General features: G+C 68.3%; 13 protein-coding genes. 11 read left to right on the top strand and 2 right to left on the bottom strand.

Annotated elements, in window-relative coordinates; all coding sequences use genetic code 11:
* Window positions 1–109 precede the first annotated feature (109 nt).
* Complete coding sequence (locus tag KS03_RS15230) at window positions 110–496, top strand: RidA family protein (RefSeq protein ID WP_015877006.1); 387 nt, start codon at window positions 110–112, stop codon at window positions 494–496.
* A gap of 98 nt (window positions 497–594) precedes the next feature.
* Here the strand turns inward: KS03_RS15230 and queF are convergent, their stop codons facing one another.
* Both queF and ilvA read right to left on the bottom strand, forming a co-directional pair.
* A complete protein-coding gene (queF, locus tag KS03_RS15225; protein WP_015877005.1) occupies window positions 595–1,419 on the bottom strand; it encodes an NADPH-dependent 7-cyano-7-deazaguanine reductase QueF in 825 nt (274 codons plus the stop codon).
* Window positions 1,420–1,436: 17 nt separating this feature from the next.
* Window positions 1,437–2,960 (bottom strand): threonine ammonia-lyase, biosynthetic, encoded by a 1,524-nt coding sequence (gene ilvA / locus KS03_RS15220; protein WP_015877004.1) that lies wholly within the window; start codon window positions 2,958–2,960, stop codon window positions 1,437–1,439.
* A gap of 495 nt (window positions 2,961–3,455) precedes the next feature.
* Here ilvA and KS03_RS15215 point away from each other — a divergent pair, with 495 nt between their 5' ends.
* From KS03_RS15215 to KS03_RS15170, 10 genes are all read left to right on the top strand, one after another.
* A complete protein-coding gene (locus tag KS03_RS15215; RefSeq protein ID WP_015877003.1) occupies window positions 3,456–7,469 on the top strand; it encodes a DUF3683 domain-containing protein in 4,014 nt (1,337 codons plus the stop codon).
* Between the two features lie 33 nt (window positions 7,470–7,502).
* Window positions 7,503–7,949: an HIT family protein gene (locus KS03_RS15210; protein ID WP_015877002.1), complete on the top strand. Its 447-nt coding sequence runs from the start codon at window positions 7,503–7,505 to the stop codon at window positions 7,947–7,949.
* Window positions 7,946–8,359 (top strand): gamma-butyrobetaine hydroxylase family protein, encoded by a 414-nt coding sequence (locus KS03_RS15205; protein WP_015877001.1) that lies wholly within the window; start codon window positions 7,946–7,948, stop codon window positions 8,357–8,359. The genes KS03_RS15210 and KS03_RS15205 overlap by 4 nt, the downstream gene beginning before the upstream one ends.
* 62 nt (window positions 8,360–8,421) lie before the next feature.
* Complete coding sequence (gene ubiE, locus KS03_RS15200) at window positions 8,422–9,153, top strand: bifunctional demethylmenaquinone methyltransferase/2-methoxy-6-polyprenyl-1,4-benzoquinol methylase UbiE (protein WP_015877000.1); 732 nt, start codon at window positions 8,422–8,424, stop codon at window positions 9,151–9,153.
* 42 nt (window positions 9,154–9,195) lie between these two features.
* Window positions 9,196–10,236, top strand: a complete 1,041-nt coding sequence (locus KS03_RS15195; RefSeq protein WP_035977872.1) for a Tim44 domain-containing protein — start codon at window positions 9,196–9,198, stop codon at window positions 10,234–10,236.
* Between the two features lie 123 nt (window positions 10,237–10,359).
* A complete protein-coding gene (locus KS03_RS15190) occupies window positions 10,360–11,004 on the top strand; it encodes a ubiquinone biosynthesis accessory factor UbiJ (protein ID WP_015876998.1) in 645 nt (214 codons plus the stop codon).
* A 13-nt stretch (window positions 11,005–11,017) separates the two neighbouring features.
* Entirely contained in the window at window positions 11,018–12,595 is a 1,578-nt protein-coding gene (gene ubiB / locus KS03_RS15185; protein WP_015876997.1) for a ubiquinone biosynthesis regulatory protein kinase UbiB, read from the top strand.
* A 13-nt stretch (window positions 12,596–12,608) separates the two neighbouring features.
* Window positions 12,609–13,289 (top strand): methyltransferase domain-containing protein, encoded by a 681-nt coding sequence (locus KS03_RS15180; RefSeq protein ID WP_015876996.1) that lies wholly within the window; start codon window positions 12,609–12,611, stop codon window positions 13,287–13,289.
* 44 nt (window positions 13,290–13,333) lie between these two features.
* Window positions 13,334–13,681: an FmdB family zinc ribbon protein gene (locus KS03_RS15175; protein ID WP_015876995.1), complete on the top strand. Its 348-nt coding sequence runs from the start codon at window positions 13,334–13,336 to the stop codon at window positions 13,679–13,681.
* Between the two features lie 70 nt (window positions 13,682–13,751).
* Window positions 13,752–14,402, top strand: a complete 651-nt coding sequence (locus KS03_RS15170; protein ID WP_015876994.1) for a DUF502 domain-containing protein — start codon at window positions 13,752–13,754, stop codon at window positions 14,400–14,402.
* Window positions 14,403–14,431 lie beyond the last annotated feature (29 nt).

Genomic DNA, 14,431 nt, shown 5'->3' with positions numbered 1-14,431 from the left:
GGCGGGCGCGAACTCGGCCCGAACCATGGCCGGCGCGCGGCTGCGGCGCCGGGTAAGGCGGCCGTGCCGTGCCGGCGCGGCCCGAACCAGCAAACCGAAGGAGAAGACGATGAAGCGTTACGGTGTGGGCGATGCGAAGGGAACGGGCGGCCAGGTGATGCCGTTCGCGCGGGCGGTGGAAGCCGACGGCTGGCTGTACGTGTCGGGACAGACGCCGATGCTGAACGGCGAGGTGGTCGAGGGCGGCATCGTCACGCAGTCGAAGCAGGCGATCGAGAACCTGCTCGCGATCCTGAAGGATGCCGGCTACGGCGTCGAGCACGTCGTGCGCTGCGGCGTCTGGCTCGACGACGCGCGCGATTTCGCCTCGTTCAACAAGGTGTTCGTGTCGTATTTCGGCGAGCATCCGCCGGCGCGTGCCTGCGTGCAGTCGAGCATGGTGATCGACTGCAAGGTCGAGGTGGATTGCATCGCCTACAAGCCGCCCGTCAAGTAGGCGGCGCGGCGGGCCCTTGCCGATCACCAATGCGGCAAGGCGGGCACCGGCGCCCGGCTTGCCGCGTTGGTCGTTTCGAGCGCGCCCCGCCGCCGCGTTTACTGCCGCGCGGTGCGCGCGTTGTCGGGCAGCGGCTGGTTGAAGTTGGTGCGGAACGGGTTGATGTCGAGCCCGCCGCGGCGCGTGTAGCGCGCGTAGACGGCCAGCTTCAGCGGCCGGCATTCGCGCAGGACATCGACGAAGATCCGCTCGACGCACTGCTCGTGAAAGCCCGTGTGGTTGCGAAACGAAATCAGGTAGCGCAGCAGCCCCGCGTGGTCGATCGGCGCGCCGACGTAATGGATCTGCACGCTGCCCCAGTCGGGCTGGCCCGTGACCGGGCAGTTCGACTTGAGCAGGTCCGATACCAGCGTTTCCTCGACCGGCGACTCGTCGTGCGAGGCCGACAGCAGCGTCGGGTCCGGATGATAGACGTCGGTGTCGAGATCGAGCCGGTCGAGCGACAGGCCGGCGAGTTCCTCGAGCTTCAGCTTCGCGAACCCGGACGGCGAGGCCAGCTGCACTGCCACGCTCGCGCCGCAGGCGGCCGACACGTCGCGCTTCAGCGTGTCGCGCACCGCGTCGGCCGAATCGAACGCGGTCTGCGCGAACGAGCCGAGATAGAGCTTGAACGACTTCGATTCGACGATGTTCGGCGAATCGGCCGGCACCAGGAAGGTCGCCACCGCGATCTGCGGCTTGCCGCGCGGGGTGAGCCACGACAGTTCGTAGGCGTTCCAGATGTCGGTGCCGAAGAACGGCAGCGTGGCGCCGATGCCGATCTGCTCGCGCGCAGCGGCGCGCGGGATCGGAAACAGCAGCGCGGCGTCGTAGTCGGTCGTGTAGACGGCGGCCTTGCCGAGCGGGGAATGTTCGGGAGTCATCGAGCGTCTCTCTGCAATTACGCCAGGAACAGCCGGTAGGCCGGGTTCGCGGTCTCTTCGTGATAGGGATAGCCGAGCGCGGCCAGGAACCGGTCGAACGTGGCGTGATCGGCGCCGGGCACCTGCAGCCCGACCAGGATCGAGCTGTAGTCCGCGCCCTGGTTGCGGTAGTGGAACAGGCTGATGTTCCAGTTCGGCGCCATCGCCGAGAGAAACTTCATCAGCGCGCCCGGGCGCTCCGGAAACTCGAAGCGGAACAGCCGCTCGTCGCGCGAGAGCGGCGAGCGCCCGCCCACCATGTAGCGAATGTGATCCTTCGACAGCTCGTCGCCGGTCAGGTCGGCCGCCTCGAAGCCGTGCGCGCCGAAGTTCGCCGCGATCTCGGCCGATTCCTCGCGGCGCCGGATCTGCACGCCCACGAAAATGTGCGCGGCGCGCTCGTCGGCGATCCGGTAGTTGAACTCCGTCACGCTGCGCTCGCCCACCAGCTCGCAGAAGCGCCGGAAGCTGCCGCGCTCCTCGGGGATCGTCACCGCGAACACCGCCTCGCGCGCCTCGCCCACCTCGGCGCGCTCGGCCACGAAGCGCATCCGGTCGAAGTTCATGTTGGCGCCCGAGGTGATCGCCACCAGCGTCTCGCCCTCGATGCCGGTGCGCGCCGCGTAGCGCTTGGCGCCCGCCACGGCCAGCGCGCCGGCCGGCTCCAGCACGCTGCGCGTGTCCTGGAACACGTCCTTGATCGCCGCGCACAGCGCGTCGGTGTCCACCGTGATCACCTCGTCGAGCAGCGCGCGGCAGAGCCGGAACGTTTCCTCGCCGACCTGCTTCACGGCCGTGCCGTCCGAGAACAGGCCCACCTCGGCGAGCATCACGCGCTCGCCGGCGCGGATCGACTTCGCCATCGCGCAGGAGTCCTCGGTCTGCACCCCGATCACGCGGATCTCCGGGCGCACCGCCTTCACGTAGGCGGCCACGCCGGCCGCGAGCCCGCCGCCGCCGATCGGCACGAAGATCGCGTGGATCGGCCCCTGGTGCTGGCGCAGCACTTCCATCGCCACGGTGCCCTGGCCGGCGATCACCTCGGGATCGTCGAACGGGTGCACGAAGGTCAGCTCGCGCTGGCGCTGCAGCTCGAGCGCGTGGGCATAGGCGTCGCTGAACGATTCGCCGGCCTGGATCACCTCGACGGTCGGCCCGCCGTGCGCGCGCACCGCGTCGACCTTGACCTGCGGGGTGGTGACCGGCACCACGATCACCGCCTTCACGCCCAGGCGCGCGGCCGAGAACGCGACGCCCTGGGCGTGGTTGCCGGCCGAGGCGGTGATCACGCCGCGCGCGAGCGCGTCGGCGCCCAGCTGGGCCATGCGGTTGTAGGCGCCGCGCAGCTTGAACGAGAACACCGGCTGGTTGTCCTCGCGCTTGAGCAGCACGCGGTTGCGCACGCGCGCGGACAGGTTGCGGGCCGCCTCAAGCGCGGTTTCGACCGCCACGTCGTAGACGCGCGCGGTGAGGATCTTCTTCAGGTAATCGTGAGCAGCCATGACGGTCGCGCGGGTATCGACCGGCGCGCCAGATAAGCGGGGAAAGTCGGGATTTTAGCGCCAACCCCGGCCCGGCGGGCCGGCTGGCCCGTTGACCGGCCGCACGGGCGGCAAGCCGGGCTGCGCTGCCGACGAGAGACGGGATGGCGAAGCGGTCCGCCGGGCACCTACCCATTCTCGCAGTGCCGCCCCGGACGGGCCGCGCCGGGCGCGTCGGGCGCTCACGCCGGCGCCCATCCTGGGTTAGAATTCTGTTTTGAATCAAGGATCGGAAGATGCAACGGCAGTTCCGGATTGCCCATTTGATGCCTTCCCCGCGCGCGGCCTGTCCCGCGGCGGTCCGGCATGCGCACTGCGCGCGATCGTGCTGATGGCTCCGAGCTCCGCCAGGCAGCCCCACGCCTGGTAACAGAAGGTTTTCCCCAGATCCGCGCACCGAGCGCATGCCGGTGTCGTGCCTCCCGCGCACGGCCGGCCTTCCGAACTGTCCGAACCATGAACGCACCACAAGTTTTCGATCCGCATGGCGCGGCTGCCGCCGTCGCCGCCGACCTGAAGCCGCGCTTGCGCGAGATCCCGTACAACTACACCTCCTTCTCGGATCGCGAGATCGTGATCCGCCTGCTGGGCGAGCCAGCCTGGGCGGCGCTCGACGAGCTGCGCGGGGAGCGCCGTACCGGCCGCTCGGCGCGCATGCTGTACGAAGTGCTCGGCGACATCTGGGTGGTGCGTCGCAACCCGTACCTGCAGGACGACCTGCTCGACAACCCGAAGCGGCGCCAGATGCTGGTGGACGCGCTGAACCACCGGCTCGCCGAGATCGACAAGCGGCGCCAGGCCGACCTCAGCACGCACGACGACGACGCGGGCCACGACCGCGCCTCGCGCGTGGCGCTGCTGACGGTGGCCGCGCGCGGCGCGGTCGACGCGTTCGCGCGCGAGTTCGAGCAGATGGCCGAGCTGCGCCGCCGCGCCACCAAGGCGCTCGGCCGCTGCACGCAGAAGGACAACATCCGCTTCGACGGGCTGGCGCGCGTCTCGCACGTGACCGACGCCACCGACTGGCGCGTCGAATACCCGTTCGTGATCCTCACGCCCGACACCGAGGCGGAGATCGCCGCGCTCGTGAAAGCCTGCATCGAGCTGGGCCTGACCGTGATCCCGCGCGGCGGCGGCACCGGCTACACGGGCGGCGCGGTGCCGCTCACGCCGTTCTCGGCCGTGATCAACACCGAGAAGCTCGAGCAGCTCGGCGCGGTCGAGCTGACCGAGCTGCCCGGCGTCGCGCACAAGGTGCCGACCATCTTCTCCGGCGCGGGCGTCGTCACGCGCCGCGTGACCGAGGCGGCCGAGGCGGCCGGCTACGTGTTCGCGGTCGATCCGACCTCGCTCGACGCGTCGTGCATCGGCGGCAACGTGGCGATGAACGCGGGCGGCAAGAAGGCCGTGCTGTGGGGCACCGCGCTCGACAACCTGGCCTGGTGGCGGATGGTCGATCCGGACGGCAACTGGCTCGAGGTCACGCGCCAGGAGCACAATCAGGGCAAGATCCACGACGTCGCGCTCGCGCGCTTCGAGCTGAAATGGTTCGACGGCGCCCACGCGCCGGGCGAGAAGCTGATCAAGAGCGAGATGCTCGAGATCGAGGGCCGGCGCTTTCGCAAGGAAGGGCTCGGCAAGGACGTCACCGACAAGTTCCTGGCGGGCCTGCCGGGCGTGCAGAAGGAGGGCTGCGACGGGCTCATCACCTCGGCGCGCTGGATCTTGCACAAGATGCCCGCGCACACGCGCACCGTCTGCCTCGAATTCTTCGGCCAGGCGCGCGAGGCGATCCCGAGCATCGTCGAGATCAAGGACTACCTGTTCGAGACCTCGAAGCAGGGCGGCGCGATCCTCGCCGGCCTGGAGCATCTGGACGAGCGCTACCTGCGCGCGGTCGGCTATGCCACCAAGAGCAAGCGCAATGCGTTCCCGAAGATGGTGCTGATCGGCGACATCGTCGGCGACGACGCCGACGCGGTGGCCGCGGCCACCTCGGAGGTGATCCGGATGGCCAACGGCAAGAGCGGCGAGGGCTTCGTGGCGGTCAGCGCCGAGGCGCGCAAGCGCTTCTGGCTCGACCGCAGCCGCACCGCGGCGATCGCCAAGCACACCAACGCGTTCAAGATCAACGAAGACGTCGTGATCCCGCTGAACCGGATGGGCGAGTACACCGACGCGATCGAGCGCATCAACATCGAGCTGTCGATCAAGAACAAGCTGCAGCTGCTCGAGGCGCTCGAGGCGTTCTTCCGCACCGGGGACCTGCCGCTTGGCAAGAGCGACGACGCCAACGAGATCCCCAGCGCCGAACTGCTCGAGGACCGCGTCCAGCACGCGCTGGAACTGCTGCGCCAGGTGCGCGCGCGCTGGGAATTCCTGCGCGAGCGGCTCGACATGCCGCTGCGCGAGGCGCAGCACTACCTCGTGCAGCTCGGCCACGGGAAGCTCGCGGCGGGCTTCGCCGCGCGCGCCGACGCGCAGCCCGAGGCGACGGTATTCCACATCATGCAGGACCGCACGATCCGCGTGTCGTGGAAGCAGGAGCTGCGCGCGGAGCTGCGCGCGATCTTCAACGGCGGGGCGTTCAAGCCGATCCTCGACGAGGCGCAGGCGATCCACAAGCGGGTGCTGCGCGGGCGCGTGTTCGTGGCGCTGCACATGCACGCGGGCGACGGCAACGTCCACACCAATATTCCGGTCAATTCCGACAACTACGAGATGCTGCAGGACGCGCACGTCGCGGTGGCGCGCATCATGCGGATCGCGCGCTCGCTCGACGGCGTGATCTCGGGCGAGCACGGCATCGGCATCACCAAGCTCGAATTCCTGACCGAGGAGGAGCTGCGCGAATTCCGCGAGTACAAGCATCGCGTCGATCCGCACGGCCGCTTCAACCAGGGCAAGCTGATGGAGGGGGCGGACCTGCGCAACGCCTATACGCCGAGCTTCGGGCTGATGGGCTACGAGTCGCTGATCATGCAGCAGTCCGACATCGGCGCGATCGCCGAGTCGGTCAAGGACTGCCTGCGCTGCGGCAAGTGCAAGCCGGTCTGCGCGACGCACGTGCCGCGCGCGAACCTGCTGTACAGCCCGCGCAACAAGATACTGGCGACCTCGCTGCTGGTCGAGGCGTTCCTGTACGAGGAGCAGACGCGGCGCGGCGTGTCGATCCAGCACTGGGACGAGTTCAACGACGTGGCCGATCACTGCACGGTCTGCCACAAGTGCGCCACGCCGTGCCCGGTCAAGATCGACTTCGGCGACGTGACGATGAACATGCGCAACCTGCTGCGCAAGATGGGCAAGAAGAAGTTCAATCCGGGCCAGGCGGCGGGCATGTTCTTCCTGAACGCCACCAATGCGCGGACCATCAACGCCGCGCGCAGCGTGATGATGGGCGTGGGCTACAAGGCGCAGCGCCTGGCCAACGACCTGCTGAAGACGCTGGCCAGGAAGCAGACGGCGCGGCCGCCGGCGACCACCGGCAAGGCGCCGGTGGTCGAGCAGGTGATCCACTTCGTGAACAAGAAGATGCCGGGCAACCTGCCGAAGAAGACGGCGCGGGCGCTGCTGGACATCGAGGACAACAAGATCGTGCCGATCATCCGCAACCCGAAGACCACCTCGGTCGATTCGGAGGCGGTGTTCTACTTTCCGGGCTGCGGCTCGGAGCGGCTGTTCTCGCAGGTCGGTCTGGCCACGCAGGCGATGCTGTGGGAGGCCGGGGTGCAGACGGTGCTGCCGCCGGGCTACCTCTGCTGCGGGTATCCGCAGCGCGGCTCGGGGCAGTACGACAAGGCCGAGCAGATCGTCACCGACAACCGGGTGCTGTTCCACCGCGTGGCGAACACGCTGAATTATCTCGACATCAAGACGGTGGTGGTGTCGTGCGGCACCTGCTACGACCAGCTGGCCGGCTATGAATTCGACAAGATCTTCCCGGGCTGCCGGATCATCGACATCCACGAGTTCCTGCTCGAGAAGGGGATGAAACTGGAGGGGGTGACGGGCACGCGCTACATGTACCACGACCCGTGCCACACGCCGATCAAGACAATGGACCCGGTCAAGCTGGTCAACGAGCTGATGGGCGCGGAGCGGGACGGCTACCGGATCGCCAAGAACGACCGCTGCTGCGGGGAGTCGGGCACGCTGGCGGTCACGCGGCCGGACGTGTCGACGCAGATCCGCTTCCGCAAGGAGGAGGAGATCCGCAAGGGGGCGGCGCGGCTGCGCAACATACCGGTGGTGTCGGGTGACGGCGCGGCCGTGGCGGGCCAGGCGGACGTGAAGATCCTGACGAGCTGCCCGTCGTGCCTGCAGGGGCTGTCGCGCTACAACGAGGATGCCGGCATCGAGGCCGACTACATCGTGGTCGAGATCGCGCGCAGCCTGCTGGGCGAGAACTGGATGGCCGACTATGTGGCGCGCGCCAACCACGGCGGGATCGAGCGCGTGCTGGTGTAAATTCGGAGGCGTCCGACCTGTAAGGAATTGACGATGGATTGCGTATTCTGCCGCGAGGACGGGGGCGAGCTGCTCTGGAAGGACGACCTGCTGCGCGTCGTGCTCGCCACCACGGAGACCGATTACCCGGGTTTCTGCCGCGTCATCTGGCAGACCCACGTGGCCGAGTTCTCCGATCTCGACGAGCCCGCGCGCATGCATCTGATGCGCGTCGTGGCCGCCGTCGAGCGGGCCGTGCGCCGCGTGATGCAACCTGATAAGGTGAATCTCGCGAGCCTCGGCAACCAGGTGCCGCATCTGCACTGGCATGTGATTCCGCGCTTCTCGAACGACGCGCATTTTCCCCAGGCGGTCTGGGCGCCGCGTCAGCGCTCGGTGTCCGACGCGCTGCTGCGGCTGCGCGCGGCCCAGGCCACGCTGCTGCACAATGCGGTCCACGAGGCAATCGAACAGGCTTTGAACACGAGGCATTCTTCATGAGCGGCTTGACCCCGGCCACGCCGATTCCGTCGGGCGTGGTCGTCCACGCGGTATCGCGCGTGCTCGAATTGCAATATCCGAACGGCGAGAACTATCGCGTGCCGTTCGAACTGCTGCGGGTCTTCTCGCCCTCGGCCGAGGTCCGCGGCCACGGCCCCGGGCAGGAAATCCTGCAGACCGGCAAGCGCGGCGTGACCATCACGGCGCTCGAGGGCGTAGGCCACTACGCGCTGCAGCCGACCTTCTCCGACGGCCACTCCACCGGCATCTACTCGTGGGACCTGCTGTACGAACTCGCCACGCGCCAGGACGCGCTCTGGCGCGAGTACTTCGACAAGCTGCAGGCGGCCGGCGTCGACCGCGACGCGCCGATGCCCGCCGCCGGCGGCCAGAGCGGTCACTGTCACTGACTACCGATTGATCCGACGGCGCCCTCCTGGCGCCGTCTTGCCATTTCCAGAGGATTCACGCGATGAGCAAAACCCACTTCGGCTTCGAGACCGTCGACGAGCAAGACAAGGCGAAAAAGGTGGCGGGAGTGTTTCACTCGGTCGCGAGCAACTACGACCTGATGAACGACTTGATGTCGGCCGGCATGCATCGCGCCTGGAAGGCCTTCACGATCGCGCAGGCGAACGTGCGGCCCGGCTACAAGGTGCTCGACATCGCGGCCGGCACCGGCGACCTGACCCGCGCGTTCGCGAAGGCCGCCGGCCCGACGGGCGAGGTCTGGCATACCGACATCAACGAATCGATGCTGCGCGTGGGGCGCGACCGGCTGCTCGACAAGGGCGTGGTCACGCCGTCGCTGCTCTGCGATGCCGAGAAGATCCCGTTTCCCGACAACCATTTCGACGTGGTGACGGTGGCGTTCGGGCTGCGCAACATGACCCACAAGGAGGCCGCTCTGGCCGAGATGCGGCGCGTGACGCGGCCCGGCGGACGCGTGATGGTGCTCGAATTCTCGAAAGTGTGGGAGCCGCTGAAAAAAGCCTACGATCTGTATTCTTTCAAAGTATTACCGTGGCTCGGCGACAAGTTCGCGAAAGATGCCGGAAGTTACCAGTATCTTGCCGAGTCGATCCGGATGCATCCGGATCAGGAGACGCTGAAGACGATGATGGAGCAGGCGGGCCTCGATGCCGTCAAATATTACAATTTGTCAGGTGGCGTGGTAGCGTTACACCACGGAACCAAGTACTAAGGGGTTCTGTCCATACAGTTACCTTTCATTTTGGAGATGGAGATGTCCGAGTCCCGTGCGTTGAACAATGGCAGCAAGCAGCGGAGGCCGTGGGCACGACGGCTCGGCACGCTGTTCATGGTCGGCCTGCTCGCGGCGGGCACGCTCGCGTCGCTCGACGCCGAGGCGCGCCGCATGGGCGGCGGCCGCAGTGTCGGCCGCCAGTCGCAGATGGTGCAGCAGCGCCAGGCCACGCCGCCCGCCCAGCAGCCGATGCAGCAGGCCGCGCCGGCCCAGATGCAGCGCGGCGCGCAGCCGGCCGCCCAGCCGAACCGCTCGCGCTGGCTCGGGCCGATCGCCGGTCTGGCCGCCGGCCTCGGCATCGCGGCGCTGTTGTCGCACTTCGGGCTCGGCGGCGCGTTCGCGGGCATGATGGCGAACCTGATCGTGATCGCGCTGCTCGCGTTTGCCGGCATCTGGCTGGTGCGCAAGCTGATGAACCGCGGCCGCCGGCAGGAGCCGGCCTATGCGGGTTCGGGCGCGTCGATGAACCGCGGCTACGATGGGGCGGCGAGCGGCGGCTACGCGGCGGGCAACGCGACGTATTCGTCGGCGCCGCAGCCCGCGTCGTCCAGCAACTACGCGAACGAAGCGGCCCGCGTGTTCGGCGGCGGCGCGGCGGCGGGCGCGGTAAACGATGCGGTGGGCAGCGCAAGCGCGGTGCCGCAGGTGCCGGCCGGTTTCGACACCGAGGCGTTCGTGCGCAACGCGAAGGTCTATTTCGTCCGGCTGCAGGCTGCGTGGGACCAGGGCAACCTGGCCGATATCCGCGAATTCACCACGCCTGAAATGTTCGCCGAGGTGAAGATCGATCTCGATTCGCGCGGTGCGGGCAAGAATCAGACCGACGTCGTGCAGATCGATGCCGACCTGCTCGGCGTCGAGCAGCGCGGCAGCCTGTCCGAGGCGAGCGTGCGCTTCCACGGCATGATCCGCGAGAATCCGGGCGCGCCGGCCGAGCCGTTCGAGGAGGTCTGGAACCTGACCAAGTCGGGCAACGAGGGCTGGCTGCTGGCCGGTATCCAGCAGATCAACGCGCACTGAGCCGTGCGTCGGGCCCGGCGCCGCGGATAAATCGGCCGACGCCGCAGCGGGGCCGGACCGATCCGACGTTACAATAGGAACCCGCGCAGGCACCCTGCCTGCGCGGGTTTTCTATTCAGTCCGATGACCTTTGCCGCCAAGTCTGTCGCCGCTGCCGTCAATCACCTGCTCGCCCGTGAATCCTGGGCGCGCGAACGCCTGATTCCCTACGCCGGAAAAACCGCCCGGCTCGAATTCCCGCCCGTCGCGCTGTTGCTGCTCGTGCAGCCGGACGGCTATTTCGCCGCGCTCGAGTCGCACGAAGCACCGCGGGTGGATGTGTCGATCGCGCTCGGCGGCGCGCAGCGCTCGCCGCTCGATGCGGTCGCGGCGTTCGCGCAGGGCGGCCAGGCCGCGGTCATGAAGCACGTGAAGCTCGAGGGCGACGCCGAATTCGCGACCCAGCTCGCGAAGCTCGCCGAACACCTGCGCTGGGAACCCGAGGAGGATCTCGCGCGCATCGTCGGCGACGCGGCCGCCCACCGGATCGCCACGCTCGCGCGCTCGGCCGGCGACCAGGCGCGCCGCACCGGCCGCAATCTGCTCGACTCGTTGACCGAATACTTCCTCGACGAGAATCCCCAGCTCGTGCGGCGTGCCGCGCTCGGCGCTTTCGACGCCGAACTCGCGCGCGCGCGCGACGCGCTGGCCCGCATCGAAAAGCGGGTCGAGCGCCTGGAACAACGATCCGGCGCGCCGGCGGGCGGCAGCCCGCGCGGCGTGAACTGAGGGGCCGCACCGCATGCGCATTTTCCGTTTCATCAAAATCGTCTACACCGTGATCCGCTTCGGCCTCGACGAGGTCATGCTGTCGCGCATCGACGATCGTCGCGTCAAGCTGCTGCTGCGCATCACCACCATTGGGCGCCGCTTCTCCGATCCGCCGGCGGTGCGGCTGCGCCACGCGCTCGAAAGTCTCGGCCCGATCTTCGTGAAGTTCGGCCAGGTGCTGTCCACGCGCCGCGATTTGCTGCCCGTCGATTTCGCGATCGAACTCGCGAAGCTGCAGGACCAGGTGCCGCCGTTCGATTCGGCGGTGGCCATGTCGATCGTCGAGAAGTCGCTCGGCGCGCCGATCAGCGCGTTCTTCGACGAATTCGATCCGGTGCCGGTGGCGAGCGCGTCGATCGCGCAGGTGCACTTCGCGAAGCTGAAGCAGGGCGTGCACGCCGGCAAGCCGGTGGCCGTCAAGGTGCTGCGCCCGAACATGCTGCCGGTGATCGATTCCGACATGGCGCTGTTGCGCGACATCGCGATCTGGGCCGAGCGGCTCTGGCCGGACGGCCGGCGCCTGAAGCCGCGCGAGGTGGTGGCCGAATTCGACAAGTACCTGCACGACGAGCTCGACCTGATGCGCGAGGCCGCCAACGGCAGCCAGCTGCGCCGCAACTTCGCCGGGCTCGACATCCTGCTGGTGCCCGAGATGTTCTGGGATTTCAGCTCGCAGTCGGTGCTCGTGATGGAGCGCATGTCGGGCGTGCCGATCAGCCAGATCGACACGCTGCGCGCGGCCGGCGTCGATATCCCGAAGCTCGCGCGCGAGGGCGTGGAGATCTTCTTCACGCAGGTGTTCCGCGACGGCTTCTTCCATGCCGACATGCACCCGGGCAACATCCAGGTCAGCCTCGATCCGCAGCATTTCGGCCGCTACATCGCGCTCGACTTCGGGATCGTCGGCGCGCTGTCCGACTTCGACAAGAACTACCTCGCGCAGAACTTCCTCGCGTTCTTCAAGCGCGACTACCACCGTGTCGCGACGCTGCATCTGGAGTCGGGCTGGGTGCCGCCCAACACGCGCGTCGAGGAGCTCGAAAGCGCGATCCGCGCGGTCTGCGAGCCGTACTTCGACCGTGCGCTGAAGGACATCTCGCTCGGCCAGGTGCTGATGCGGCTGTTCTCCACTTCGCGCCGCTTCAACGTCGAGATCCAGCCGCAACTCGTGCTGCTGCAGAAGACCATGCTGAACGTCGAGGGGCTCGGCCGCTCGCTCGACCCCGAGCTGGACCTCTGGAAGACGGCCAAGCCCTATCTCGAACGCTGGATGGCCGAGCAGATCGGCCTGCGCGGCTGGTACGAGCGCTTCAAGGTCGAGGCGCCGCAATGGAGCAAGACGCTGCCGCAGCTGCCGCGCCTGATCCATCATGCCCTGGCGGAGCGGCAACATGCGCCGCGCACGGTCACCGACGACCTGATGCAGCAGATCCTGATCGAGCAGAAGCGCACCAACCGGCTGCTGCAGGCGCTGCTGGTGTTCGGCCTCGCGGTCGGCGTCGGGGCGATCGTCGCGCGCGTGCTGCTCGCGCTCGCGGCCGGCGCCTGACCCGGGAGCGGCCGTGAGCGAGCGCCGCCGCAAGCCGGACGACGTCGCGGTGCCGCCGGACGGCGCGGCGGGCGCCGGCTTCGTGCATCGCGACCCGGGCAGCGCCGCGTTCTGGGACGAGCGCTTCGACCGCGATTTCCTGCCTTGGGACCTCGCGTGCGTGCCCGAGGCGTTCATCGCCTTCGCGGGCGCGCTCGCGCCGTGTCCGGTGCTGGTGCCCGGCTGCGGCAGCGCCTACGAGGCGCAGTGGCTGGCACGGGCCGGCTGGCCGGTGAGGGCGATCGATTTCTCGGCGAGTGCCGTGGACGCCGCGCGCCGGCAGCTCGGCGAGCACGCGGGCGTGGTCGAGCAGGCCGATTTCTTCGCCTATGCGCCGCCGTGGCGGCCGCAATGGATCTACGAGCGCGCCTTCCTCTGCGCGCTGCGGCCGGCGCGCTGGCCGGACTACGCGGCGCGCATGGCCGCGCTGCTGCCGGCGGGCGGCGTGCTGGCCGGCTGTTTCGTGCTGGGCGCGTCGACGCGCAGGGGGCCGCCGTTCGGCATCGAGCGCGAGGCGCTCGAGGCGCTGCTGAGGCCCTGGTTCGTGCTTGAGGAGGCGCGGCCGGTCGCCGATTCGCTGCCGGTGTTCGAAGGGCGCGAAAGCTGGCTCACCTGGCGCCGAAACGGCCGGAGTACGGCGAGCTTTCGGATATAATTCAAGGTTTTGCAAGACGTTTCTAGTTTCCGCGGGAAAAAAACATGCCGATTTACGCCTATCGTTGCGATGCGTGCGGTTTCGCGAAGGACGTGCTCCAGAAGATCAGCGACGCGCCGCTGTCCGTTTGCCCCGAATGCGGGAAGGATGCCTTCCGCAAGCAGGTGACCGCCGCCGGATTTCAGTTGAAGGGATCGGGCTGGTACGTGACCGATTTCCGGGGCGGCTCGGGCGGCAAGAGTGCGCCCGCTGCCGGCGCCGCGGACGGTGCAGGCAGCGAGGCCGCCAAGCCCGACGCGGCCGCGCCGGCTGCGGGTTCGCCGCCGGCCGCGCCGGCCGCCGGCGCGAGCACCGCTGCGCCTGCCGCGCCTGCCGCGCCGAGCGACACCTGATGACGATCCGGCGCCCGGACCGGGCGCCGGCGTTTACGTGCCGGGCACCGGCGCGGTTACCTCACGGCTGATGATGAAGAAGACGACCCTCAAAACGGTATTCCTGACCGGCCTCCTGGTCCTCGTCCCGCTCGCGATCACGCTGTGGGTGCTCGGCTCGGTGATCGGGATCATGGATCAGACGCTGCTGCTGCTGCCGGAATCGTGGCAGCCGGAGCGCGTGCTCGGCTTCCATCTGCCCGGCATCGGCGCGTTGCTCACGCTCGCCTTCATCTTCATCGTCGGGCTGGCCACGCAGAATTTCATCGGCCAGAAGCTCGTCACGTGGTGGAACGCCGTGGTGCGGCACATTCCGGTCGTCGGGCCGATCTACACGAGCGTCAAGCAGGTGTCCGATACGCTGCTGTCGAGCAGCGGCAACGCATTCCGCAAGGCGCTGCTGATCGAGTATCCGCGCCGCGGGTCCTATACGATCGCGTTTCTGACCGGCGTGCCCGGCGGCGACGTGGTCAATCACCTGAAGGAAGAGTACGTGAGCGTGTACGTGCCGACCACGCCGAACCCCACGTCCGGCTTCTTCCTGATGGTGCCCAAGAGCGAGGTCGTCGAGCTCGACATGTCGGTCGACGCCGCGCTGAAATACATCGTCTCGATGGGCGTCGTCGCGCCTTCGGTGCCCGTGCCCGCACCTGCGCGTCCGCCCGTCGAGCCGCCGCTGTAATGCCCCGGGTGTGCGTGTTGCGCCCCGTT

The organism is Burkholderia glumae LMG 2196 = ATCC 33617, from assembly GCF_000960995.1.
GTDB classification, from domain to species: domain Bacteria; phylum Pseudomonadota; class Gammaproteobacteria; order Burkholderiales; family Burkholderiaceae; genus Burkholderia; species Burkholderia glumae.
The sequence above is the reverse complement of the archived record's forward strand: the minus strand, read 5'-3'. Positions and strand labels throughout refer to the sequence as shown.

Bases quoted from the DNA above. Each gene is read 5' to 3' on its own strand.
- KS03_RS15230 (WP_015877006.1), top strand. From the start codon at position 110: ATGAAGCGTTACGGTGTGGGCGATGCGAAGGGAACGGGCGGCCAGGTG.
- queF (WP_015877005.1), bottom strand. From the start codon at position 1,419: ATGACTCCCGAACATTCCCCGCTCGGCAAGGCCGCCGTCTACACGACC.
- ilvA (WP_015877004.1), bottom strand. From the start codon at position 2,960: ATGGCTGCTCACGATTACCTGAAGAAGATCCTCACCGCGCGCGTCTAC.
- KS03_RS15215 (WP_015877003.1), top strand. From the start codon at position 3,456: ATGAACGCACCACAAGTTTTCGATCCGCATGGCGCGGCTGCCGCCGTC.
- KS03_RS15210 (WP_015877002.1), top strand. From the start codon at position 7,503: ATGGATTGCGTATTCTGCCGCGAGGACGGGGGCGAGCTGCTCTGGAAG.
- KS03_RS15205 (WP_015877001.1), top strand. From the start codon at position 7,946: ATGAGCGGCTTGACCCCGGCCACGCCGATTCCGTCGGGCGTGGTCGTC.
- ubiE (WP_015877000.1), top strand. From the start codon at position 8,422: ATGAGCAAAACCCACTTCGGCTTCGAGACCGTCGACGAGCAAGACAAG.
- KS03_RS15195 (WP_035977872.1), top strand. From the start codon at position 9,196: ATGTCCGAGTCCCGTGCGTTGAACAATGGCAGCAAGCAGCGGAGGCCG.
- KS03_RS15190 (WP_015876998.1), top strand. From the start codon at position 10,360: ATGACCTTTGCCGCCAAGTCTGTCGCCGCTGCCGTCAATCACCTGCTC.
- ubiB (WP_015876997.1), top strand. From the start codon at position 11,018: ATGCGCATTTTCCGTTTCATCAAAATCGTCTACACCGTGATCCGCTTC.
- KS03_RS15175 (WP_015876995.1), top strand. From the start codon at position 13,334: ATGCCGATTTACGCCTATCGTTGCGATGCGTGCGGTTTCGCGAAGGAC.
- KS03_RS15170 (WP_015876994.1), top strand. From the start codon at position 13,752: ATGATGAAGAAGACGACCCTCAAAACGGTATTCCTGACCGGCCTCCTG.